At 41.6% G+C, this 21,526-nt stretch carries 22 protein-coding genes; 16 read left to right on the plus strand and 6 right to left on the minus strand.

Annotation, left to right across the window (positions count from 1 at the left end; all coding sequences use genetic code 11):
- Positions 1-2 precede the first annotated feature (2 nt).
- The 16 genes from lpxA to hisIE all read left to right on the plus strand — a co-directional run bounded on the left by lpxA (position 3) and on the right by hisIE (position 15,435).
- Positions 3-788 carry an acyl-ACP--UDP-N-acetylglucosamine O-acyltransferase gene (gene lpxA / locus BUW93_RS07945; RefSeq protein ID WP_081210895.1) on the plus strand — a complete coding sequence of 262 codons (786 nt, stop codon included), beginning with the start codon at positions 3-5 and terminating at the stop codon, positions 786-788.
- A gap of 12 nt (positions 789-800) precedes the next feature.
- Positions 801-1,367: an elongation factor P gene (gene efp / locus BUW93_RS07950; RefSeq protein WP_081210897.1), complete on the plus strand. Its 567-nt coding sequence runs from the start codon at positions 801-803 to the stop codon at positions 1,365-1,367.
- Positions 1,368-1,430: 63 nt separating this feature from the next.
- Positions 1,431-2,360, plus strand: coding sequence for a UDP-3-O-(3-hydroxymyristoyl)glucosamine N-acyltransferase (locus tag BUW93_RS07955; protein ID WP_081210899.1), 930 nt, complete (start codon positions 1,431-1,433; stop codon positions 2,358-2,360).
- A gap of 6 nt (positions 2,361-2,366) precedes the next feature.
- Positions 2,367-2,762, plus strand: coding sequence for a nuclear transport factor 2 family protein (locus BUW93_RS07960; protein ID WP_081210901.1), 396 nt, complete (start codon positions 2,367-2,369; stop codon positions 2,760-2,762).
- A gap of 120 nt (positions 2,763-2,882) precedes the next feature.
- The gene (gene sucD, locus BUW93_RS07965; RefSeq protein WP_081210903.1) at positions 2,883-3,758 is read left to right on the plus strand and encodes a succinate--CoA ligase subunit alpha; all 876 of its coding nucleotides are present in this window, start codon (positions 2,883-2,885) and stop codon (positions 3,756-3,758) included.
- Positions 3,759-3,893: 135 nt separating this feature from the next.
- Positions 3,894-4,640, plus strand: coding sequence for a 3-oxoacyl-[acyl-carrier-protein] reductase (gene fabG, locus BUW93_RS07970; RefSeq protein ID WP_081210905.1), 747 nt, complete (start codon positions 3,894-3,896; stop codon positions 4,638-4,640).
- Positions 4,641-4,744: 104 nt separating this feature from the next.
- Complete coding sequence (locus BUW93_RS07975) at positions 4,745-6,775, plus strand: hypothetical protein (protein WP_081210907.1); 2,031 nt, start codon at positions 4,745-4,747, stop codon at positions 6,773-6,775.
- A 15-nt stretch (positions 6,776-6,790) separates the two neighbouring features.
- Positions 6,791-7,606, plus strand: a complete 816-nt coding sequence (locus BUW93_RS07980) for a prohibitin family protein (protein ID WP_081210909.1) — start codon at positions 6,791-6,793, stop codon at positions 7,604-7,606.
- A 252-nt stretch (positions 7,607-7,858) separates the two neighbouring features.
- The gene (gene hisG, locus BUW93_RS07985; RefSeq protein WP_081210911.1) at positions 7,859-8,722 is read left to right on the plus strand and encodes an ATP phosphoribosyltransferase; all 864 of its coding nucleotides are present in this window, start codon (positions 7,859-7,861) and stop codon (positions 8,720-8,722) included.
- Between the two features lie 10 nt (positions 8,723-8,732).
- Positions 8,733-10,019, plus strand: a complete 1,287-nt coding sequence (hisD, locus tag BUW93_RS07990) for a histidinol dehydrogenase (protein WP_081210913.1) — start codon at positions 8,733-8,735, stop codon at positions 10,017-10,019.
- Positions 10,016-11,062 carry a histidinol-phosphate transaminase gene (gene hisC, locus BUW93_RS07995; RefSeq protein WP_081210915.1) on the plus strand — a complete coding sequence of 349 codons (1,047 nt, stop codon included), beginning with the start codon at positions 10,016-10,018 and terminating at the stop codon, positions 11,060-11,062. Before hisD ends, hisC begins: the two co-directional genes overlap by 4 nt.
- 158 nt (positions 11,063-11,220) lie before the next feature.
- Positions 11,221-12,360: a bifunctional histidinol-phosphatase/imidazoleglycerol-phosphate dehydratase HisB gene (gene hisB, locus BUW93_RS08000; RefSeq protein WP_081211224.1), complete on the plus strand. Its 1,140-nt coding sequence runs from the start codon at positions 11,221-11,223 to the stop codon at positions 12,358-12,360.
- Between the two features lie 60 nt (positions 12,361-12,420).
- Positions 12,421-13,017 (plus strand): imidazole glycerol phosphate synthase subunit HisH, encoded by a 597-nt coding sequence (gene hisH, locus BUW93_RS08005; RefSeq protein WP_081210917.1) that lies wholly within the window; start codon positions 12,421-12,423, stop codon positions 13,015-13,017.
- Between the two features lie 229 nt (positions 13,018-13,246).
- The gene (gene hisA, locus BUW93_RS08010; protein ID WP_081210919.1) at positions 13,247-13,993 is read left to right on the plus strand and encodes a 1-(5-phosphoribosyl)-5-[(5-phosphoribosylamino)methylideneamino]imidazole-4-carboxamide isomerase; all 747 of its coding nucleotides are present in this window, start codon (positions 13,247-13,249) and stop codon (positions 13,991-13,993) included.
- A 30-nt stretch (positions 13,994-14,023) separates the two neighbouring features.
- The gene (gene hisF / locus BUW93_RS08015; RefSeq protein WP_081210921.1) at positions 14,024-14,779 is read left to right on the plus strand and encodes an imidazole glycerol phosphate synthase subunit HisF; all 756 of its coding nucleotides are present in this window, start codon (positions 14,024-14,026) and stop codon (positions 14,777-14,779) included.
- A gap of 35 nt (positions 14,780-14,814) precedes the next feature.
- Positions 14,815-15,435, plus strand: a complete 621-nt coding sequence (gene hisIE / locus BUW93_RS08020; RefSeq protein WP_081210923.1) for a bifunctional phosphoribosyl-AMP cyclohydrolase/phosphoribosyl-ATP diphosphatase HisIE — start codon at positions 14,815-14,817, stop codon at positions 15,433-15,435.
- Here hisIE and BUW93_RS08025 read toward each other — a convergent pair.
- From BUW93_RS08025 to BUW93_RS08050, 6 genes are all read right to left on the minus strand, one after another.
- A complete protein-coding gene (locus tag BUW93_RS08025; protein WP_081210925.1) occupies positions 15,432-16,280 on the minus strand; it encodes a pirin family protein in 849 nt (282 codons plus the stop codon). The two genes, hisIE and BUW93_RS08025, sit on opposite strands and share 4 nt — an antisense overlap.
- Before the next feature lie 4 nt (positions 16,281-16,284).
- Positions 16,285-17,028 carry an NYN domain-containing protein gene (locus tag BUW93_RS08030; RefSeq protein ID WP_081210927.1) on the minus strand — a complete coding sequence of 248 codons (744 nt, stop codon included), beginning with the start codon at positions 17,026-17,028 and terminating at the stop codon, positions 16,285-16,287.
- Positions 17,029-17,119: 91 nt separating this feature from the next.
- Positions 17,120-18,271 carry a baeRF7 domain-containing protein gene (locus BUW93_RS08035; RefSeq protein ID WP_081211226.1) on the minus strand — a complete coding sequence of 384 codons (1,152 nt, stop codon included), beginning with the start codon at positions 18,269-18,271 and terminating at the stop codon, positions 17,120-17,122.
- A 213-nt stretch (positions 18,272-18,484) separates the two neighbouring features.
- Positions 18,485-19,369 carry a cation diffusion facilitator family transporter gene (locus tag BUW93_RS08040; RefSeq protein ID WP_081210929.1) on the minus strand — a complete coding sequence of 295 codons (885 nt, stop codon included), beginning with the start codon at positions 19,367-19,369 and terminating at the stop codon, positions 18,485-18,487.
- Between the two features lie 104 nt (positions 19,370-19,473).
- Complete coding sequence (locus BUW93_RS08045) at positions 19,474-20,319, minus strand: DUF1853 family protein (RefSeq protein WP_081210931.1); 846 nt, start codon at positions 20,317-20,319, stop codon at positions 19,474-19,476.
- Entirely contained in the window at positions 20,319-21,389 is a 1,071-nt protein-coding gene (locus BUW93_RS08050) for an AI-2E family transporter (RefSeq protein WP_232778332.1), read from the minus strand. Before BUW93_RS08050 ends, BUW93_RS08045 begins: the two co-directional genes overlap by 1 nt.
- Positions 21,390-21,526: the final 137 nt, after the last annotated feature.

The following is a 21,526-nucleotide window of genomic DNA, read 5'->3' on the forward strand; positions in this document are numbered from 1 at the left end:
TTATGAACCAACCTTTAGCATATGTGCATCCAGGAGCTAAGATTGCCAAGAATGTGGTAATCGAACCCTTTACAACAATTCATAATAATGTTGTAATTGGAGAAGGCACCTGGATTGGTTCTAACGTAACTATAATGGAAGGTGCCCGCATTGGAAAGAACTGCAGTATTTTTCCGGGCGCTGTGATTTCTGCTATTCCGCAGGATAAGAAATTTGATGATGAGGATACCTTAACCGTTATTGGTGATAACACAACTATAAGGGAGTGTGTTACCATTAACCGTGGTACTAATGACCGTATGAAAACAGTAATTGGTAAAAATTGCTGGATTATGGCCTATTGCCATATTGCTCACGATTGTATTGTAGGCGATAATTGTATTTTTTCTAATAATAGCACTCTTGCAGGACATATTAATGTGGGAGATTATGTTATCCTGGCCGGGATGGCGGCAATCCAACAGTTTTGCAGCATTGGTAACCACGCATTTGTAACCGGAGGTTCCCTGGTTAGAAAAGATGTTCCACCTTTCGTAAAAGCAGGAAGGGAACCTTTATCTTATGTTGGAATTAACTCAATAGGACTTAGACGAAGAGGTTTCAGTACTGAAAAGATCAGGGAGATCCAGGATATCTATCGTATTCTCTACCAGAAAAACTATAATAATTCCCAGGCTGTGGCGATTATCGAAGCCGAAATGCAGGCAACTGCCGAGCGGGATGAGATACTTGAATTTATTAAAAACTCACAACGGGGTATCATGAAAGGATACGTCGGGTCAAACTAATAAACTAGAAATATGGCAACTACCAGCGACATCAGAAACGGATTGTGTATTAGATATAATCACGATATCTTTAAAATTGTTGAATTCCTCCACGTAAAACCCGGTAAAGGGCCGGCCTTTGTTCGTACCAAATTAAAAAGCGTGACTACCGGAAAGGTGATCGAAAATACTTTTTCCGCCGGACACAAAATTGACGATGTGAGAGTGGAAACTCATAAGTTCCAGTTCCTTTACAATGACGGAGAATTCTATCATTTTATGAATGTGGAAGATTATACTCAAATTCGGCTGCTTGAATCGGCACTGGACCAGCCTAAACTTTTAAAGGAAGGTGAAGTGGTTACAGTGATCATTAATACTGAAGATAATATGCCTCTTTCAGTAGAAATGCCGGCGAGTGTTGTGCTGGAAGTAACTCATACCGAACCTGGTGTTAAGGGTAATACCGCAACCAACGCAACCAAACCTGCAACCGTAGAAACCGGGGCCGAGGTAAATGTTCCTCTTTTTATAAACGAAGGTGATAAAATTAGGATAGAAACAGAAAAAGGCACTTACAAGGAAAGAATTAAAGAGTAAACTTACTTTATAGATAAAAAACCAGGACACTTTGCCTGGTTTTTTCCTTTTAAATAATCTAAGATGAAATTCCCTCAAGCACACAGCTTACAACAAATTGCCACAATTATTGATTGTGAATTTGTAGGGCCTGCAGATTTTCCTGTTACCGGAATGAACGAGATTCACGTGGTAACTCCCGGGGATATAGTATTTGTAGACCATCCAAAATATTACGATAAGGCGCTAAATTCTGCCGCAACCGTGGTATTGATAAATAAAAAAGTAGAAGCGCCGGAAGCTAAGGCTTTGCTGATTTCAGATGATCCCTTTAGGGATTTCAACAAACTTACCCGGTATTTTAAACCTTTTGAAAAAGCTCCTAAATCAATTGCCGATTCAGCAGAAATTGGAGAAGGAACTGTCATTCAGCCTAACGCATTTGTGGGGAATAATGTTCGGATAGGGAAAAACTGCTTGATTCACGCTAACGTAAGCATCTATGATAATACGGTTATTGGGGATAATGTGACTATTCACTCGGGAACTGTGCTGGGTGGTGATGCTTTTTATTATAAGAACAGGCCGGAAGGCTTTGATAAGCTTCTTTCCGGAGGTCGTGTAGTGATTGAGAATAATGTGGATATTGGTGCTAATTGTACTATTGATAAGGGGGTAACTGGTGATACCACTATTAAAGAAGGTACTAAGCTCGATAACCTTATCCAGGTAGGTCACGATACCGTAATAGGAAAAAAATGCCTTATCGCTTCTCAGGTGGGGATCGCAGGAGCCGTGGTAATTGAAGATGAAGTAACCATTTGGGGGCAGGTAGGTTTCCGAAGCGGAATTGTAGTGAAGAAAGGCGGGGTTATGATGGGCCAGGCAGGCATTACCAAATCTACCAAAGAAAATACTGTTTACACCGGAAATCCGGCCATGGAAGCCAGAGCTAAATTAAAAGAGTTGGCGCTTTTAAGACAATTGCCTAAATTACTCCAGAAATTAAAATAAACTATTATGGCTTTAAGCGGAAAAGAAATTGTTGAAAATTTTTATACTTCCGATTTTTACCAGGATAAGGAAGTCCTGAGAGAATTCCTTCATCCCCAGGTGGAACTGTCCTGGTACGGTACCACCGGGCTTAAAACGCTGAATCTTGATGAGATTTCGGATATAAGCCATCATTTAGCTCATTCTTTTGAATCGCTAAGAGCTGAAGTTGAAAATGTAATTTCAGAAAATGGAAAAACAGCCATTCAATTTACTTACCACGTAAGAACTATAGAAAACCCCGAAGAAGAAATGCCTCTGGCACATTTTATGGCTATCTGGGAATTGAAAGACGATAAACTCTACCGGGGAGTACAGATAAGTCAGCTGGGGGAAGAGGTGAGCGAACAAGCCTGGTTATAAAATTTCCTAAATAAGATCGATTTACCTGAATCCATTGGTAAACCCGACAATTAACTTCCAAAAAACTTTAGGTTTTATTATTAAAAACCTACTTTTGTTATCGCAAAAAATATAAAATTTATGAGCGTTTTAGTCAATAAAAATTCAAAGATAATCGTGCAGGGATTTACCGGAAGTGAAGGTACTTTCCACGCCGAACAGATGATAGAATACGGTACTAATGTGGTAGGAGGAGTCACTCCCGGGAAAGGTGGCCAAAAACACCTTGATCGTCCCGTTTTTAATACAGTAGCTGATGCTGTTAAGGAAACCGGAGCAGATGTTTCTCTTATTTTCGTGCCACCGGCCTTCGCAGCCGATGCAATTATGGAAGCTGCAGATGCAGGCATAAAAGTGATTATTACTATTACCGAAGGAATTCCTGTTGCCGATATGGTAAAGGCTTCTAACTATATTAAAAATAAAGATACCAGACTTGTTGGTCCTAACTGCCCGGGTGTGATCACTCCGGGAGAAGCTAAGGTGGGTATTATGCCAGGTTTCGTTTTCAAAAAAGGAAATGTTGGTATCGTATCTAAATCGGGTACGCTTACCTACGAAGCTGCCGATCAGGTGGTGAAACAAGGTCTTGGTATTACTACTGCTATCGGAATTGGAGGAGATCCAATTATCGGAACTACCACTAAAGAGGCTGTAGAATTATTGATGAATGACGATGACACCGAAATTATCGTAATGATTGGGGAGATTGGTGGACAACTGGAAGCCGATGCCGCTCAGTGGGTTAAAGAAAACGGCAACCGTAAACCTGTTATTGGGTTTATAGCCGGAGAAACCGCACCTGCAGGTCGTACCATGGGGCACGCCGGAGCCATCGTTGGAGGTAGCGAAGATACCGCTCAGGCGAAGAAAAAGATTCTTAAGGAGAATGGAATTCACGTAGTGGATTCTCCTGCTGAAATCGGTAAAAAAGTAGCTGAAGTTCTTAAAGGATAAGATTTCGCTTTAAATATATTAATCCTTCTGTTTCTCCTGAATTCAGGTGACTTCAGAAGGATTTTTTAATGGAAAATATTTAAGCTTTCTGCTTTTATTATATTTGAATAAAATAAACAACCAATCTTTTTACTTATGAAACTTTTAGAAGGAAAAAACGCCATAATTACCGGAGGTAGCCGTGGAATAGGAAAGGGGATCGCCCAGGTTTTCGCTCAACACGGTGCAAACGTTGCTTTTACCTATAACTCCTCTGCTGAATCGGCTAATGAACTTGCCAAACAACTTAGCGGGATGGGGGTAAAGGCCAAAGCCTATAAATCTAATGCCGCCAGTTTTTCTGAAGCGGAACAACTCGTTAAAGATGTGGTTGCAGACTTTGGAAGTATTGACATTCTGGTTAACAATGCAGGAATCACTAAAGACAATCTCCTAATGCGAATGAGCGAGGAAGATTTTGATAAGGTAATAGAAGTTAACCTGAAATCTATTTTTAATATGACCAAAGCGGTGCAGAGAACCTTACTTAAGCAGCGCAAAGGAAGCATTATCAATATGAGCTCAGTGGTTGGGGTTACAGGAAATGCCGGACAGTCTAATTATGCGGCTTCAAAGGCCGGGATCATCGGGTTCTCAAAATCTATGGCGCTGGAACTCGGTTCCAGAAATATACGTACCAACGTGATCGCTCCGGGCTTTATCGAAACTGAGATGACCGGTAAACTCGATGAAAAAACTGTAGAAGGTTGGAGACAGGCTATTCCACTTAAACGTGGAGGTACTCCTGAAGATATTGCTAATGCCTGTGTTTTCCTCGGTAGTGATATGAGCAATTATATTACCGGACAGGTTTTACATATCGATGGTGGAATGCATACCTAAAAAATTGAAAGATCGATCTTAGAGAAATATAAGCCTGGCTGGGAGTAAAAAATACTTCGGGCTTGTAATTTCTAACTTCGTTGCTTTTTATTTATCTTTCCTCAATGGATCTTAATAACATTATTTTGATAGCCCTGGCTGCAATATTTGCGCTGGGGTTTTCTTTTTTTCAGTATTTATTCCGAAAGAAAAAAAACTACCGGGATAAGTATATGTTTTTCGGGTTGCGGGCTTTTACTGTTTTCATTCTTCTGTTGTTGCTAATAAATCCAAAGATCTCTACCACTTCTTACCAGGTAGAAAAACCAAACCTGGTTCTTGCAGCCGATAATTCGGCATCCATTGCATATTTAAATCAGGCCGATACCCTTCAAAATCTTATAAGCAGTCTGGAAAATAATAAAGAGCTGCAGCGGCGTTTCGATATTTCCAAACTCAGTTTTGGCAGGGATATTCAGCTAAATGATAGCCTGACTTTTAAAGAGGCTCAAACCGATATAAATAAAGTATTAAGCAAAATAAAGGATCTGTTTCGCGGGAAGAATACAGCTGTGATCCTTCTAAGCGATGGAAACCAAACCCTGGGCCGCGATTACCGGTATTTTAAAAGCAGGCCCGGGCAAAATGTTTTGCCGGTGGTTTTAGGCGATACCACCAATTATGCCGATCTTGAGATAAACAGGCTGAATGTAAACCGTTATGCTTTTTTGGATAATCGCTTCCCCGTAGAAGTGATTATTAATTATAGTGGGCAGGAAGCTGTTTCTTCCCAATTCGAGATTCGCTCGGGAAAATCTGTGTTGTTTACTCAGGATTTAAAATTTGGCCCCGAAACCACTTCAGCAATAATTAATACTACCCTGCCTGCCAGCCGCCTTGGTGTGCTTACTTATGAGGCGGTAATTCTTCCGCAGGCATCAGAAAAGAATAAAGAAAACAACCGCCGCAAATTTGCCGTAGAAGTTATAGATGAACGCACCAGGGTTTTGTTGCTTAGCGATATTTCCCATCCCGATCTTGGCGCCATTAAAAAATCTGTAGAGAGCAACCGGTATAGCGAGTTGGAAATAAAATACCTGGGAAAGGATGATTATGTCTTAGAGGATTACCAATTGGTGATGCTTTATCAACCTAATACGGGGTTCAGGGAAGTTTTTGACGAATTGAAATCTGAAAAAATCAGTAGTTTTATTATTACCGGGACTAAAACAGATTGGCGCTTTCTTAATACCAGGCAGGAATTATTTAGCAAAGATTTTACCGCTCAACCTCAGGAGATCGAGGCCTTATATAACTCCAATTTCTCCCGTTTCCAGTTTGATGATTTAGGCTTTAAGGATTTCCCACCCCTTCAGGATATGTTTGGTGAAATTACTCCAAATGGATTAGACCCCCTTTTATTTCAAAAAATAGAAAATGTAGAAACCACTCAGCCTTTACTGGCTATAGCCGAAAGCCGGGAAAATAAAATTGGGGTTTTGTTCGGAGAAGGGATCTGGCGCTGGCGGGCAAAAGTCTGGAGAGACAGTGGTTCCTTTGAAGCTTACGACGATTTCTTTGGAAAGATTATACAGAATCTTGCCTCTCAAAAACAACGGGAACGCCTCACGATAGATTACGAATCCTTTTACTATGGCAATGATTTGATAGCGCTCACCGCCAGATATTTTGATGAAAATTATTCTTTTGACCCCGGGGCAACTTTGACTATCAGGATAGAGAATACCGAAACCGGGGAGGTCCTGCAGCGCGGTTTGCTTCTTAATAATAATTCGTTTCTCCTGGAACTGGAAAATCTACCGGAAGGGGAATATGAATTTATGTTGAAGGAAGAAAATACCGGTATAAGCAAAACGGGAACATTTAATATTGTGGCTTCAGCCGTGGAGTCACAGTTTGCCTCTGCCAACCTGGAAAAGCTTCAGTTTTTTGCCAACAACAATGAGGAACAGTTGTATTTTGCCAGTAATCCTGAAGCCTTGATATCCCGTCTTCTAAATGACGAAAACTTTAAACCTGTACAGGAAAGCCACCAAAAAAACGTACCTTTGGTGAACTGGTATTATCTTTTGTTTTTGCTGCTTGCCTTGCTCGCAGCAGAATGGTTCTTCAGAAAATACCGGGGTCTAATTTAAAATTCAAAAGAATAGATGGAAAAATTACCTAAAATTGGTTTACCGATAATTATCGGTATTGTATTATTAATAATATTTGTCTCAAAATCTACTGTGACTATTGGATCCGGGGAAGCCGGTGTGCTATATAGAACTTTTGCCGGCGGGGTTGTTACCGATGAACCTCCCTTAAATGAAGGATTTCACCTTGTTGCTCCCTGGAATAAGGTTTTTGTATATGAAGTACGCCAACAATCCCTTGAAGAGTCTATGACGGTTTTAAGCTCTAACGGACTTGAGATTAGGGTTGATGCTTCCACCTGGTTTCAACCAACCTACAGCGACCTGGGGAAACTTCATAGTGAAAAAGGAGAAGCTTATATTCAACGTTTGCTTCAACCGGCAATTAGATCGGCATCCAGAGCCGTTGTGGGGAGGTATATTCCGGAGCAATTATACGCCAGCAAAAGAGAAGCAATTCAAAAGGAGATCCTGGAAGAAACCAGGATTCTTTTAAAGGATCAATATGTTCAGGTAAATGAGGTGCTGGTTCGCGATGTGGCACTGCCTCCAAATATTAAGGATGCGATAGAACGCAAACTTCGTCAGGAACAGGAGTCTCTTGAGTACGAGTATCGTCTAACTAAAGCTGAACAGGAAGCCGAACGTCAACGTATTGACGCTGAAGGTAAAGCCAGAGCCAATGATATTCTAAACGCGTCTCTTACTCCAAATATCCTGCGGGAAAAAGGAATACAGGCAACCCTTGAATTGGCCCGTTCCAACAATGCAAAAACAGTGGTTATAGGTTCTGGAGAAGATGGGATGCCTTTAATCCTGGGAAATAATTAATCAAACAATTCATAAAATTTAAAATGCATTATTGCTAAATGGATTTTATGTTTTAAGTTTGTCACAACAATGAGAACAATTCAATTACATCATCATCATTTTTACCCCCACGCTCAGGCGAGGTAAATTTGATATGTAGTAATTTCACATATTTTAAAAACCCGTTTGAGTCTTCAAACGGGTTTTTTGTTTATTTAAATCACCTGGTTGAAGATCTAAAAATGATTAAATTAAAAACTAAAATTTAAAAAAATGAATCAGGAAAAATTAAGGATCGCCATTCAAAAATCAGGAAGACTTAACGAAGATTCCCTTAAAATCCTTAAAGAAGCCGGGATTTCCATAGACAATGGCAAAGAACAGCTTAAGGCTACGGCCCGGAACTTTCCCCTCGAAGTAATGTACCTTAGAAATGGAGATATTCCCCAGTATTTGAGGGATGGGGTGGTAGATGTAGCCATTCTCGGAGAAAATGTACTGGTAGAAAAAGGAAAGGATATTATACGAGGAGAAAAATTGGGGTTTTCTAAATGTCGTGTATCCCTGGCTGTTCCAAAGTCTATGAAGTATAAAGGAATTCAGGATCTGGACGGTAAAAAAATTGCAACTTCCTATCCCAATACCGTAAATGAATTTCTTGCTGAAAAAGGGATTTCTGCCGAACTCCATATTATTAATGGTTCGGTTGAGATCGCACCAAATATCGGGCTTGCCGACGGGATTTGCGATATAGTTTCCAGTGGAAGCACATTATTTAAGAATGGTCTAAAGGAAGTAGAAGTAATGCTGAAGAGTGAAGCTGTTTTAGCCATTTCCCCTATGATATCTTCAGAAAGAAAAAGCATTCTCGAAAAACTTCAATTCAGATTACAATCGGTCTTGAATGCACGAACTTCAAAATATATTCTCCTTAACGCTCCAAACGATAAACTCGATAAGATCATAGAATTACTTCCCGGAATGAGAAGCCCAACAGTATTACCTCTGGCTGAAGAAGGTTGGAGTTCCATTCACACCGTGATTAACGAAGAGCGCTTTTGGGAAGTGATTGACGAGCTTAAAGAGAACGGCGCCGAGGGTATCCTTGTGGCTCCAATTGAGAAAATGGTAATGTAAATTTTTAGTAATGAAAAGATTCAATAACCCTGCCCGTGAAAATTGGTCAGAAATACTTAAACGTCCTACTCAAAGTCTGGAAGATATTGAAGAAATCGTAAACCAGGTTTTTTCAGAGGTAAAGACTAAGGGTGATCTGGCCCTGGCCAAATACACCGAATTATTCGATGGTTTTAAACTGGATGACACCCGGGTATCCCGGGAAGAAACCGAAACCGCGATAGAAGAGGTTCCCGCCGACCTGAAAGAGGCTATTAAACTCGCAAAATCGAATATTTCCAAATTTCACAAAGCTCAGAAAACAGAACGGCTTGCTGTAGAAACTTCTGCAGGAGTAGAATGCTGGCAGGAAAAAAGGGCTATTCAAAAAGTAGGACTTTATATTCCCGGTGGTAGTGCGCCTTTATTTTCCACGATCTTAATGCTTGCTGTTCCGGCTTCCCTTGCCGGTTGCCAGGAGATCGTATTGTGCACCCCCCCCGGGAAAGACGGTAAAATAGATCCCGCTATTCTCTATACCGCCGAATTATGCGGTGTAACCCAAATTTTTAAGGTGGGTGGAATTCAGGCGATCGCCGCGATGACTTTTGGCACCGATAGCATCCCGAAAGTGTATAAGATCTTTGGACCGGGTAACCAGTTTGTAACGGTAGCCAAACAATACGCCACCCGTTATAATGTGGCTATAGATATGCCTGCCGGGCCATCAGAACTTTTGGTAGTGGCCGACGATACGGCAAATGCAGCCTTTGTAGCCTCCGATCTATTAAGCCAGGCTGAACACGGCGCCGATAGCCAGGTTGTGCTTGTTTCTACCTCAGATAAGCTTCTCGATGCCGTGGAAGAAGAAATTAAGGACCAGTTGGAGGAACTGCCCAGGAAAGCGATAGCACAACAGGCCATAGAACACTGTAGATTTATCTCTATGAAACTGGATGAAACGGCCCTGGATTTAATTAATTTCTATGGGCCTGAACACTTTATCATCTGTACTGAAAACGAGCAATTTTATACCGAAGGAATTGAAAATGCAGGCTCGGTATTTATCGGGAATTACACTCCCGAGAGCGCCGGGGATTACGCATCGGGTACCAATCATACCCTACCAACAAATGGTTACGCCAAACAATACAGCGGGGTAAACCTGGACAGTTTTATGAAGGCTATGACTTTTCAGAAGATTTCTTCGGAAGGAATTCAGGAAATTGGTCCTGCTATCGAATTAATGGCGGAAGCCGAAGGATTATATGCACATAAAAATGCGGTTAGTTTAAGGCTGAAAGATTTGAAGAAATGAGAAAATTTGAATTGAATAAGCTGGTAAGGCCAAATGTAGACGGGCTTAAGCCTTACTCTTCTGCCAGAGACGAATATAAATCGGTAGGAGAGGAGATGGTATTTCTGGATGCTAATGAAAATCCCTTTCCCAGTGATGTAAACCGTTATCCCGATCCGCAACAACGCAATTTAAAGGCTGAATTAGGTAAAATAAAAGGCATTGCTGCAGAAAATATTTTGCTCGGAAACGGAAGTGATGAAGTGCTGGATTTGCTATTCAGAGCCTTTTGTGAACCGGGAATAGAAAATATTATCACCCTGCCACCCACTTACGGGATGTATTCGGTGTTGGCCGGGATCAATAATATTGAAAACAGGGAGGTTTTATTAAGCCGGGATTTTCAGCCACAAGTTCAGCAAATTCTGGAAATTGTTGATAAAAATACCAAAATGATCTTTTTGTGCTCCCCGAATAATCCAACGGGAAATTCATTTTCTGAAGAGAGTGTTACGGAAATTTTGAAAAATTTCGACGGACTCGTAGTAATCGATGAAGCCTATATAGATTTTTCGGAAAAAGCATCCTGGTTGAAAAAACTAAAAAACTATCCGAATCTTGTGATCACCCAAACTCTTTCCAAAGCTTATGGCCTTGCGGGAATAAGACTGGGAATTCTATATGCTTCCGTAGAAATTATCTCGATCCTGAATAGGATCAAGCCGCCTTACAACGTGAATCAATTAACGCAGGAAAGAGCCCTGGAGGAATTAAAAGACCGGGAAAAAGTGAACATGCAGGTAGCAGATATTTTGAAGGAAAGGGCCAAACTAAATAAAGCCCTGAAAGGAATTGAGCTTGTAAAAGAGATATACGATTCTGATGCTAATTTTATTCTGGTTAAAGTAGATGATGCTAATAGAAGATATGAGCAACTATTAGAGAAAGGGATTGTAGTTAGAAACCGGAGTTCTCAACCGCTTTGCGAGAATACCTTGAGATCGACGGTAGGGACAAAGAGTGAGAATGAGAAATTGTTGGAGGCTTTAAAAGCCATCCAATAATTTCGAAATGCTGAACTTGTTTCAGCAACTTTTGTATTATGCCATATTTTGGCATAAAGCCTGGAAATGGAATTTGATTAGAAAAATAAACCCTTCGTTAACGACACTTGAAATTTAAACAAAAGGCCCTGAAACAAGTTCAGGGCATAACTGAAGTTATGAAAAAAGTATTATTTATAGACCGTGATGGCACCTTAGTGCTGGAGCCCGAAGATTACCAGGTAGATAAGCTGGAGAAACTGGAGTTTTATCCTGAGGCTTTTTATTATCTCTCCCGAATTGCCCGGGAGCTGGATTATGAATTGGTGATGGTAACCAACCAGGATGGGCTGGGCACCGATGTATATCCTGAAGCCAGTTTTTGGCCTATTCAGAATTTTATTCTGAAAAGCTTTAAAAATGAAGGCATTGAATTCAAGGATATTTTGATGGACCGCACTTTTCCCGAGGAAAACTCTCCTAACCGCAAGCCTAATACCGGTTTACTAAAAGGGAAATATCTCGACAATCCTGAATATGATCTTGAGAATTCAGTGATGATTGGCGACCGGCTTACCGATATGGAGTTCGCCCTGAATTATGGCGGAAAGGGAATTTTTATCGATACCCACGAAGATCTGGGCAGCGAGGAAATTCAGGAAAAAATGGAAAAAGTAGAGAAAGTAATTTCTTTAAAGACCTCCAGCTGGAAGGAAATCTATGAGTTTCTAAAGCTGGAATCCCGTACTGCAGAGATCTCAAGAAAGACCAATGAGACCGATATTTTTATCAAATTAAATCTGGATGGTACTGGGAAGTCTAAAATTTCAACCGGATTGTCATTTTTCGATCATATGCTGGACCAGATCGCCCGGCACGGGCAAATGGATATGGAAATAGAGGTGAAAGGCGACCTGGAAGTGGATGAGCACCATACCATTGAAGATACTGCGATTGCTTTGGGAGAAGTTTTCAGCAAGGCCCTGGGAAATAAACTGGGCATTGAGCGCTACGGTTTTTGTTTGCCTATGGATGATTGCCTGGCACAGGTGGCCATAGATTTTGGTGGCAGGAACTGGCTGGTGTGGGAAGCCGATTTTAAACGAGAGATGATAGGGAAAATGCCTACGGAGATGTTCTATCATTTCTTTAAATCTTTCACCGATGGTGCCAAAGCCAATTTGAATATTAAGGCTGAAGGCAACAACGAACACCATAAGATCGAAGCGATCTTTAAAGCCTTTGCGAAAGCCATTAAAATGGCTGTTAAACGCGATGCAGAGAAAATGATTTTACCCTCTACCAAGGGAATGCTATAATAGAAGATAGAGGTGAGTATTGAGATCTTTAGCTCAATACTAACTACTCAACACTAAAAAATGAAAATAGTAATAATAGACTACGGAGCCGGGAATATTCAGAGTATCAAATTTGCGATAAAGCGCCTGGGTTTTGATGCAGTGTTAAGCAGCGATGCCCAAGAGATCAAAGCTGCCGACAGGGTGATCTTCCCGGGAGTTGGAGAAGCAGGCAGCGCGATGAAAATGCTGAAAAGCACCGGCCTGGATAAAGTGATTCCTGAATTGAAGCAACCGGTCCTGGGGATTTGCCTGGGAATGCAGCTAATGTGCAGGCATTCGGAAGAAGGAGACACCGAAGGTTTGGGTATTTTCCATGCCGATGTGGTTAAATTCAAAACCCAACTCAAAGTACCCCAGATTGGCTGGAATAGGATCTTTAATTTGAAATCTGAACTTTTCGAGGGAATTAAGGAGCAGGAATTCGTGTACCTGGTGCACAGCTATTATGTTCCTGAATGTGCGGAAACCATCGCTTCCACGGAATACGGAGTGGAATACACTACGGCGATTCAAAAAGACAATTTCTACGGTGTACAATTTCACCCGGAGAAAAGCAGCGATGCCGGGGAGAAAATTTTAGAGAATTTTTTGAGTTCCCCCAGCCTCCTGAAATAAAATCGGGACAGGCGACAAAGGGGGAGTAACAGGAGCTTGAAAATACTGCGTCATTGCGAGGGAGGCACGACAGAAGCAATCTTTTTAACTGGAAAACTTCTATCAAAAGATTCCCGCGCTTCTTTGTCGCTCGTAATGACGTTGAGAAACAAGAATTAAGAAAAAGCAAAATATCTGTGCATTCGTGACATAAGAATAAATAATTTAACCTCTAATTTCTAACTTCAAAATGAGAATCATACCGGCAATAGATATCATCGAAGGAAAGTGTGTAAGGCTTTCCAAAGGCGATTATAATACTAAGAAGATCTATAATGAAAACCCGTTGGAAGTGGCCAAAAGCTTCGAAGATCACGGGATTCAGAATCTGCACTTGGTAGATCTTGATGGTGCCAGGTCTAAACATATTGTAAATCATAAAATCCTGGAGCAGATCGCTTCCAAAACAGCTCTAAAGATCGACTTTGGGGGTGGACTTAAAACCGATGAAGACCTGCGTATCGCTTTTGAAAGCGGGGCCAATCAGATAACCGGAGGAAGTATAGCCGTTAAAGATCCGGAAACCTTTAAAAGTTGGATCGAAAAATTTGGTTCAGAAAAGATCATACTGGGCGCCGATGCCAATAATGAAAAAATCGCTGTGAGCGGTTGGCAGGAAGAATCAAAACTGGAATTGATTCCCTTTATCCAGGAGTATCAGAAAGAAGGCGTACAATACGTGATCTGTACCGATATTTCGAAAGATGGGATGCTGAAAGGACCTGCTTTTGAGCTTTATAAAAGGATCCTGGAAGAAACTTCATCAGAAGATAAAAAACTAAAATTAATCGCTTCCGGAGGAATTTCAGAATTCGGGGAATTGCCAAAGCTTGCAGAATTGGGTTGTGAAGGGACCATCATTGGAAAAGCTATTTATGAAGGGCGCATCCAGCTTAAACAACTTGAAAAATTCATTTTGCAAAAAGATAACTTTTAACTTCTAATTTCGTACCTCTAACTTCAAATTATGCTTACAAAACGAATCATACCCTGTCTGGACATCAAAGACGGAAGAACCGTTAAAGGAATAAATTTCGTCGATCTCCGGGATGCAGGAGACCCTGTGGAGCTGGCTGAGATTTATGCCAAATCTGGGGCCGATGAGCTGGTTTTCCTGGATATTACAGCAACCGAGCAGAAAAGGAAAACCCTGGCCGAGATGGTTAGAAGCGTGGCCGAAAAAGTGAATATTCCTTTTACCGTGGGTGGCGGGATTTCCTCTATAGAAGATGTGGATATTTTGCTTAAAAACGGTGCCGATAAGGTTTCGGTGAATTCCTCGGCTGTGAAAAGGCCCGAGCTTATCAATGAGCTTTCAGCAAAATTTGGGAGTCAGTGTATCACCGTGGCTATAGATGCCAAGCAGGTTAACGGAGAATGGCTGGTGCATTTAGTTGGCGGGAAAGTACCTACCGACATCAATCTTTTCCAATGGGCAAAAGAGGTGGAGGAGCGTGGTGCGGGGGAAATACTTTTCACCTCGATGAACAACGACGGTACCAAAGCCGGCTTTGCCAATGAAGCCCTGGCGGTCCTATCTTCAGAATTAAAAATTCCAATTATCGCTTCGGGAGGGGCAGGGAAAATACAGCACTTTACCGATGTGTTTTTAAAAGGAAAAGCCGATGCCGCCCTTGCTGCCAGTGTTTTTCATTTTAAAGAGATTGAAATTAAAGACCTTAAAGAGGAATTGAGGCGAAACGGGGTGGAAGTTAGGTTGTGATTAGAATTAAAAATATACATTAAAGATCAAAAAAGATGAACATAGATTTCGATAAAAATAACGATGGACTCGTTCCCGCGATCATTCAGGATGTGAATACTAAGAATGTGCTGATGCTGGGATATATGAACGAGGAGGCTTTTTTAAAAACCAACGAGACCAAAAAAGTAACCTTTTTTAGCCGGACTAAAAACAGGCTTTGGACCAAAGGTGAGGAGAGTGGAAATTTCCTGAACCTGGTCGATATAAAAAACGACTGCGATAATGATACTTTGCTGGTTTCCGTAATTCCGCAGGGCCCTACCTGCCATAAGGGAACCGATACCTGTTGGGCAGAGAAAAATGAACCTAATTTCGGGTTTTTATCGAATCTGGAGGGAGTTATCGAAAAGCGCAAAAGAATGAGCGAGGTAAAACCCGAACTCAGGACAGATAAAAAGAGTTACGTGGTTTCCCTTTTTGATGAGGGAATCAATAAAATAGCCCAAAAAGTAGGGGAAGAGGCCGTGGAAACAGTGATTGAAGCAAAAGACGATAATGAGGAGCTCTTTTTAAATGAAAGCGCCGATCTATTATTTCATTACTTAATCCTGTTGCAGGCAAAAGGATTTACACTAAAAGACATCTCAAAAGTGCTGGAAGAAAGACATCGCTAATCCTTCCAGCTTCCAAATTTTCCCGACTGGTAATCGGCATAAGCCTGATTGATCTCTTCCATAGTATTCATCACAAAAGGGCCACGGGCAACTACCGGTTCATCGAAAGGCTTGGCGTGGCCAAAAAGCAAGGTAGAGTCTTCTATAGCCTCAATTTGAAGTTCTGGAGAATCATTTCCGAAATCTACCAGGTGTAATTTCATGGCCTGTTTCCCATTTACCTGGAGTTCCCCTTTGATCACATAGCATAAGATATTGTGGTTCTCGGGTACCTGGAGCTTTAGTTTAGCTCCTTTTTCTATAAAAAGCAGGGCCAGGTTTATACCGGTTTCGGGCTGGAAAGCGCCCTTAGTCCCTTCAAATTCCCCGGAAACCACCTGGGCTTTTCCGCCTTCGAATTCTGCTACGGGAATTTCAATATTTTGCAGGCCTTTATACCAGGGCTTGCCCATTTTAAGTTTGGCAGGTAGGTTCACCCAAAGCTGCAGAATTTCAAGCGGGCCACCTTTTTCTTTAAATTTTTCAGAAGAAACCTCGGCGTGTATGAGTCCGCTGCCGGCGGTCATCCATTGTACTCCTCCTGCACCGATCACACTTTCATTTCCGCTGGAATCTTTATGGGAAATATCTCCATCTAAAATAAAGGTCACCGTTTCCATTCCACGGTGCGGGTGCGGCCCAAAAGGAAGTCCCTTATTGTTGGGTTTATAAGTTTGCGGGCCGTGATGATTGAGAAAGATGAAAGGATCTATCATATCTATACTGCCTGTAGGCATTGGCGAATAAGTGATTAGGTCACCAATAGGACGGTATTCTGCCTTTACGATCTTTCTGATACTTCTCATATTATTATTTATTGCGCACGTAGATAAGTTTGAACCGGCTGTTCTGGCCTGAACGCGACTCTACTTCAAATTTCGGTACCGAGCTAATAAGCGGAGTAAGTTTTTCGTAACCATAATTACGGGAATCGAAGTTGGGTTGCTTTTTCTGAAGCAAACTTCCAACATCCCCAAGAAAAGCCCAGCCATCTTCATCGGCCACATCAGAAATAGTCGATGAAATAAGTTTAATCACTTTCGGGGTTATCTTGTCTACGCTTTTCTTCTGACGTTTTCTGCCGCCTTTCCCCGAATCTCCGGTGTCTTTTTCATCTGGTTCACTATCTTTAAGAATCTCCAGGTAGATAAACCTGTCACAGGCCACAATGAAAGGATCCGGAGTTTTCTTTTCACCAATTCCGTACACCTTCATTCCGGCTTCCCGCAAGCGGGTGGCAAGTTTGGTGAAGTCGCTATCGCTGGAAACCAGGCAGAAGCCGTCTACCTTGCTGGAATAAAGAATATCCATCGCGTCGATAATCATCGCCGAGTCGGTGGCATTTTTCCCCTGGGTATAGGCATATTGCTGGATAGGGTTTATCGCATTTTCCAGGAGGACTCCTTTCCATTTTGCTAGGTGTGGTTTGGTCCAGTCACCGTAAATTCGTTTTATGGTAGGATTGCCGTATTTGGCGATCTCTTCCATCATTTCTTTGATATATGCAGAGGGGATATTGTCCCCGTCAATTAATACTGCAAGATTGTGATCCATATTTAATTTTGAAATTATTTATAAAGGTACAAAAAAAGGCCGCCCCGGGACCATGGAGGTTCAGGGCGGCAATGAAAAAAGGTTTTAACTTTTAGCTATAACGATAAATAGCATTCATTTTAGAACTATTTTCCGGCATCTGTTCTTCATCCACAAGGAATACATTTCCGCCCTGTTTAAGCACATTTCTTGCCGCCCAGTTCATCAGCGAGAAATTCCCATTGCGCTGAGCTTCCTGAATATCAACTTTCATATTATCTTCATTATAGGTACCCCAGATATCAGAATCTCTATCGAGAAACAAAGTATCTACTTTACCCTGATGAATGGCGGGTAGAATGTCGTGGATGCTTACTGCAGTTTTTCCATTCTGGTCCTGGAACTGGGTTAACTTGTCAAGCTTTTGTTTTTCAAAAAGCGGCTCTATGGTTTCCCAGGCTCGTTGGTGCAAGCCTAACATATCGGTGTCTTTTGGATTACCGGTAACTGCCTCGGGATACAAATTAGTATAGGTATTGGCTTCTTTATAAATAGGGAAAAGGTAATCCTGGCAGGCAACCAGTAAGGGGAGCTTTTCTTCCTGCAACAGGGAATGTAATCCCTGGTCTATCGCTCTAAAAAACCTGAAGATTTCATTTTTCCGTTCCCGGTCGGCTCCTGCGTGGCCGTGCATAGCCTGTTGTCCCATTGAACTGGCTCCACTTTTTTGCTGAAGGGTCTTTTCTTCATAATCATAGCCCACAGTGTCTTCCAGTCTTGAAGGGGTGAGATCATCTATTTTTACCGGAGCGATTCCGTACTTGGAAGCTTCAAAAAACTCTACGGCTTCTACCTGTAGCGATAGCAGGTAAAACCTTCCATCTCCCGAGAATAAGGGCACTAATGGTTTTACGTAGAATTCATTGTTTATATAATAGTGAGAATCAAATTTTAAAGGAAGGCTATACTTCCTGAAAAAGCCTTCTGCGATATAGATGGCCAATCCATCAGACTGGTGGCGCCAGAACCCCTTGTCGCTTAATAATTTTTGAATGGGCTCGTCGAGCTTTTCAATTTTATCTTTGGAAACCTCTTTTTTTTCAAGATCAATTTTAATTTCTTTCCACAGAGATTTCAAGTGGGTTTTGCTTTTCTCCTCCAGCACATCCTTACCTGCACGCTGGGTAGGAATAAAGATAGAAACACTTACCTCATCATTAAATCCTGCTAATTCCTGAAATTCTTTTTCGCTTATTAATGACATAATTTCATTTTTTTGGTTAAAAATCCTGAGGAAATACCCGTGGTTTCCTCTCAGGATTTTATAATTAAAACTTAATGATAAGATAAGCCGATTTGCGCTCAATTCAAAGGTTTTATACCCCGGGCAGTGCTAAATTTTTCTTAAGAATAGCTTAGCGGGAGCATTTAATAAAATTTTTAAAAAAAGAATAAGGGGGACGGGCCGTGATGAAATTTATACCTCATGTGCTCCTTCCGGCTCTACGTGAATAAGCACGTCAAAGATTTCCGGTAGCTGGGTGAGCAGTTCATTTTTCACTTCGTGGGCAATATCGTGACCTTCTTTTACTGTAATTTCGGCGTCTACAATTATATGAAGATCTACGTGAAAGTGCATCCCGGTTTTGCGAACAAGACATTTTTCGGTTTCCAGGACTCCCGGTACTTTTTCGCTGGTCTTCCTTATGTCTTCTATCATTTCATCGAACATATGCTCATCCATGACTTCTCCCAGGGCAGGCCTCAGGATTAAATAGGCGTTATAGAGAATAAAGCCTGAAGCGAGTAAAGCAGCCCAGTCATCGGCTGTTTCGTAGCCCGGGCCCATAAATATCGCAATGGAGATCCCAATAAAAGCCATAAGTGAAGTTATGGCGTCACTTCGGTGATGCCAGGCATCTGCTTTTAAAGAGGTACTTTTTGTTTCGTCTCCCTTTTTTGAAAAGAACCGGTAAAATACTTCCTTGATGATCACTATTACCGCTAGCACGATGAGGGTGTAGCTCTCGGGTGTTTTGTGAGGGGTTCTAATGTGATCTATGCTTTCATAAGCGATAACCGTGGCCGAAACCACAAGGAATCCTACCACGGCAAAGGTAATTAAAGGTTCGGCTTTTCCGTGGCCATAGGGATGGTTTTCGTCGGGGGGTTTGCTGGAATATTTCAGGCCAAGTAAAACCAGAAAAGATGAAAATACATCGGTAGTAGATTCTATCCCATCGGCGATGAGGGCATAAGAATTCCCGAAGATCCCGGTGATGAATTTAGCGGTGGCCAGCACGGCATTACCCGCAATGCTCAAATAGGAGGCTTTTATGGCTTTTTGGGTGTTTTCGTTCATCGGAAAATTTCGGAAGTCAAAATTAAAGGTTTTTAAGCAGACTAAGGGGCTGAGATTTTTATTTTATTCGGCATCCGGGACCCGGGCTTCTTTAGGTTTTCATTTCAATATGAATTCTCTCTTTCCCACCAAACTACAAAAAAGCGTTCAAATTCAGTTTCTGATCTTTTCATCCAGATAAGCGGAGATTTTTTCTTTTCAAAAGAGGCGTGGATCTGGTCTTTTATTGCTGAAAAAGAGACCCAATCGCTTCCAAATTTAGGGTCGATAGGCCAGTCCTGCTTTGAAGGCGCATGAAATTGGAAATCTTTATATTCAGCGTTATCAAATTCTCTGAAGGAGAGCCAAAAACCCGCAATGCATTCCGGGTTGAGAATATTTATCTCTTCTCGCTTAATTTTCTTGGGAAGGAAAAGTTTTGCTTTAAAATAGGTTTGCTGAATAAGCTCTTCGGGATTTAGTTCCAGGCTTTTCAGGAATTCCCTGGTTTCGGGTTGGTACAGCAGGGGGAACTGTTTTTGTTTTAATTTATCCATTTTTTGTAAAAAGGAATCCCTTCGGTTAGGGCCAATCCACCGGGCTTCTTCCGAAGAAAAAGAAGGATCGTACACATAGAATTTATAGACCAGTTCCAGGTGAAGCTTCTGGTTGGTATGAGTATCCTTCAGCAAAAAATCCATTTCCCCCAGGGTGATCTTCTCCCGGCTTATCTGGATGTTACTGGCAAGCAGCTTATAGCGATCGCTATGTTGGATGAGCAGTTCAAAAAAACTTTCCATTCGTTTCCCGAGCACGAAATTGGTGGATAGGGAAGGGATAGCTGCTTTGGGGTCGGGTAGCTCGCGTGCCGGCTTTCCCGGATCAAATTGTTTTAAGCCTAGTAATTCCCCGCGCCAAAGCGGAGGGGTATGCAGGTACCCCAGGAGTTGCTTTTTAATCCGATCTTTCATTAATCTCCCTGCTTGCTATCTGTACTCAGTAAGTAACCAAATGGTTTCAATGAGGGTACATTGTTAAAAATAACATTCAGGATCCCCAGGACGGGAATAGCCAGGATCATGCCCATCACGCCCCAAACCATATTGCCCAGGATAATGGCAAGGATCACAAAGAAAGGATGAATATCTACCTTATCGCCCACTATGTAAGGCTCCAGGATGTAACTTTCAATAAACTGTACGATGGTAAAGGTTAAAATGATCCCTATGAGGATTCCTGTTTCTCCCTGCGTGAGATAGCCAAAGAACACGGCCAGCCCCATCCCGATGATATTTCCTATAAAAGGGATTAAGGTGAGAAAGGCGGCCAGTATCGAGATTAGAATAAAATTACTCACTCCTGAAAATCCCAGGCCTATACTGTAAAAAACAGATAGCAGCGAAATGAGAATGAGCTTGCCTCTTAGGTAATACTGGGCGATGTGGGCCGTTTCATTGATGATTTCTTTAACTTCTTCCTTTCTCGAATCCGAAAATAGCTTCAGAATGAATTTCTTTAACCTGCTGCGATAATTCAGCAGAAAGAAGATATAGATAAAAGTGAGCAGGTAATTGCTTATAAAGCTCATTACCGAATTAAAGAAGTTAAAAGCTCTTTTTCCCGAGTCCATGCTGCTCACCATACTTCCGAGATCATTCTCCTCGCGGTATTCCTGCAGGTCTTGCTCACTTACCGGCGTATGCTCATAAATATAAGTGATGAGTTGCTCCACCTTGGGCTTCATGGTTTCGGTGATCTTATCCCAGTCGTCTACGAAATTTTTGATCTGAAAGGAGATAAGCGCGAACACTCCAAGGGAAACAATAAACAGCAGAATAGTGCTCACCAGGGAAGCGACGCTTCTATTTAAAGGCCCCCGCTCCAATAAATTTCCCAGGGGAATAAGCAGTAAAGCCAGAATTATAGCCGTTACCAAAGGTCCCAAAAAAGCTTTGGCCTCCACAAGACCGGTGAAGAAAAAATAGCTGCCTATAATTATTGCTACAAGGGGAAAAAGTAGTTTTTCGTGAGATTTTATCATGGATTAGTGAGCTTAGTAGCAAACAAATTAGAAAAACTTTTTGGTTTCTGGAAGCTTCCCGCCAAGTCTTATAAAAGGCTTAACAGATTTTAAAGCAAAACAAACCGGAAAACCGGCCTCTGTATTGTCCATTAAAT

The sequence above is a fragment of the Salegentibacter sediminis genome (genome assembly GCF_002078605.1).
In the GTDB taxonomy this organism is placed as follows: domain Bacteria; phylum Bacteroidota; class Bacteroidia; order Flavobacteriales; family Flavobacteriaceae; genus Salegentibacter; species Salegentibacter sediminis.

What these genes read in the sequence shown, in the direction of transcription:
- lpxA (WP_081210895.1), top strand. Translation starts at nt 3, where the DNA reads ATGAACCAACCTTTAGCATATGTGCATCCAGGAGCTAAGATTGCCAAG.
- efp (WP_081210897.1), top strand. Translation starts at nt 801, where the DNA reads ATGGCAACTACCAGCGACATCAGAAACGGATTGTGTATTAGATATAAT.
- BUW93_RS07955 (WP_081210899.1), top strand. Translation starts at nt 1,431, where the DNA reads ATGAAATTCCCTCAAGCACACAGCTTACAACAAATTGCCACAATTATT.
- BUW93_RS07960 (WP_081210901.1), top strand. Translation starts at nt 2,367, where the DNA reads ATGGCTTTAAGCGGAAAAGAAATTGTTGAAAATTTTTATACTTCCGAT.
- sucD (WP_081210903.1), top strand. Translation starts at nt 2,883, where the DNA reads ATGAGCGTTTTAGTCAATAAAAATTCAAAGATAATCGTGCAGGGATTT.
- fabG (WP_081210905.1), top strand. Translation starts at nt 3,894, where the DNA reads ATGAAACTTTTAGAAGGAAAAAACGCCATAATTACCGGAGGTAGCCGT.
- BUW93_RS07975 (WP_081210907.1), top strand. Translation starts at nt 4,745, where the DNA reads ATGGATCTTAATAACATTATTTTGATAGCCCTGGCTGCAATATTTGCG.
- BUW93_RS07980 (WP_081210909.1), top strand. Translation starts at nt 6,791, where the DNA reads ATGGAAAAATTACCTAAAATTGGTTTACCGATAATTATCGGTATTGTA.
- hisG (WP_081210911.1), top strand. Translation starts at nt 7,859, where the DNA reads ATGAATCAGGAAAAATTAAGGATCGCCATTCAAAAATCAGGAAGACTT.
- hisD (WP_081210913.1), top strand. Translation starts at nt 8,733, where the DNA reads ATGAAAAGATTCAATAACCCTGCCCGTGAAAATTGGTCAGAAATACTT.
- hisC (WP_081210915.1), top strand. Translation starts at nt 10,016, where the DNA reads ATGAGAAAATTTGAATTGAATAAGCTGGTAAGGCCAAATGTAGACGGG.
- hisB (WP_081211224.1), top strand. Translation starts at nt 11,221, where the DNA reads ATGAAAAAAGTATTATTTATAGACCGTGATGGCACCTTAGTGCTGGAG.
- hisH (WP_081210917.1), top strand. Translation starts at nt 12,421, where the DNA reads ATGAAAATAGTAATAATAGACTACGGAGCCGGGAATATTCAGAGTATC.
- hisA (WP_081210919.1), top strand. Translation starts at nt 13,247, where the DNA reads ATGAGAATCATACCGGCAATAGATATCATCGAAGGAAAGTGTGTAAGG.
- hisF (WP_081210921.1), top strand. Translation starts at nt 14,024, where the DNA reads ATGCTTACAAAACGAATCATACCCTGTCTGGACATCAAAGACGGAAGA.
- hisIE (WP_081210923.1), top strand. Translation starts at nt 14,815, where the DNA reads ATGAACATAGATTTCGATAAAAATAACGATGGACTCGTTCCCGCGATC.
- BUW93_RS08025 (WP_081210925.1), bottom strand. Translation starts at nt 16,280, where the DNA reads ATGAGAAGTATCAGAAAGATCGTAAAGGCAGAATACCGTCCTATTGGT.
- BUW93_RS08030 (WP_081210927.1), bottom strand. Translation starts at nt 17,028, where the DNA reads ATGGATCACAATCTTGCAGTATTAATTGACGGGGACAATATCCCCTCT.
- BUW93_RS08035 (WP_081211226.1), bottom strand. Translation starts at nt 18,271, where the DNA reads ATGTCATTAATAAGCGAAAAAGAATTTCAGGAATTAGCAGGATTTAAT.
- BUW93_RS08040 (WP_081210929.1), bottom strand. Translation starts at nt 19,369, where the DNA reads ATGAACGAAAACACCCAAAAAGCCATAAAAGCCTCCTATTTGAGCATT.
- BUW93_RS08045 (WP_081210931.1), bottom strand. Translation starts at nt 20,319, where the DNA reads ATGAAAGATCGGATTAAAAAGCAACTCCTGGGGTACCTGCATACCCCT.
- BUW93_RS08050 (WP_232778332.1), bottom strand. Translation starts at nt 21,389, where the DNA reads ATGATAAAATCTCACGAAAAACTACTTTTTCCCCTTGTAGCAATAATT.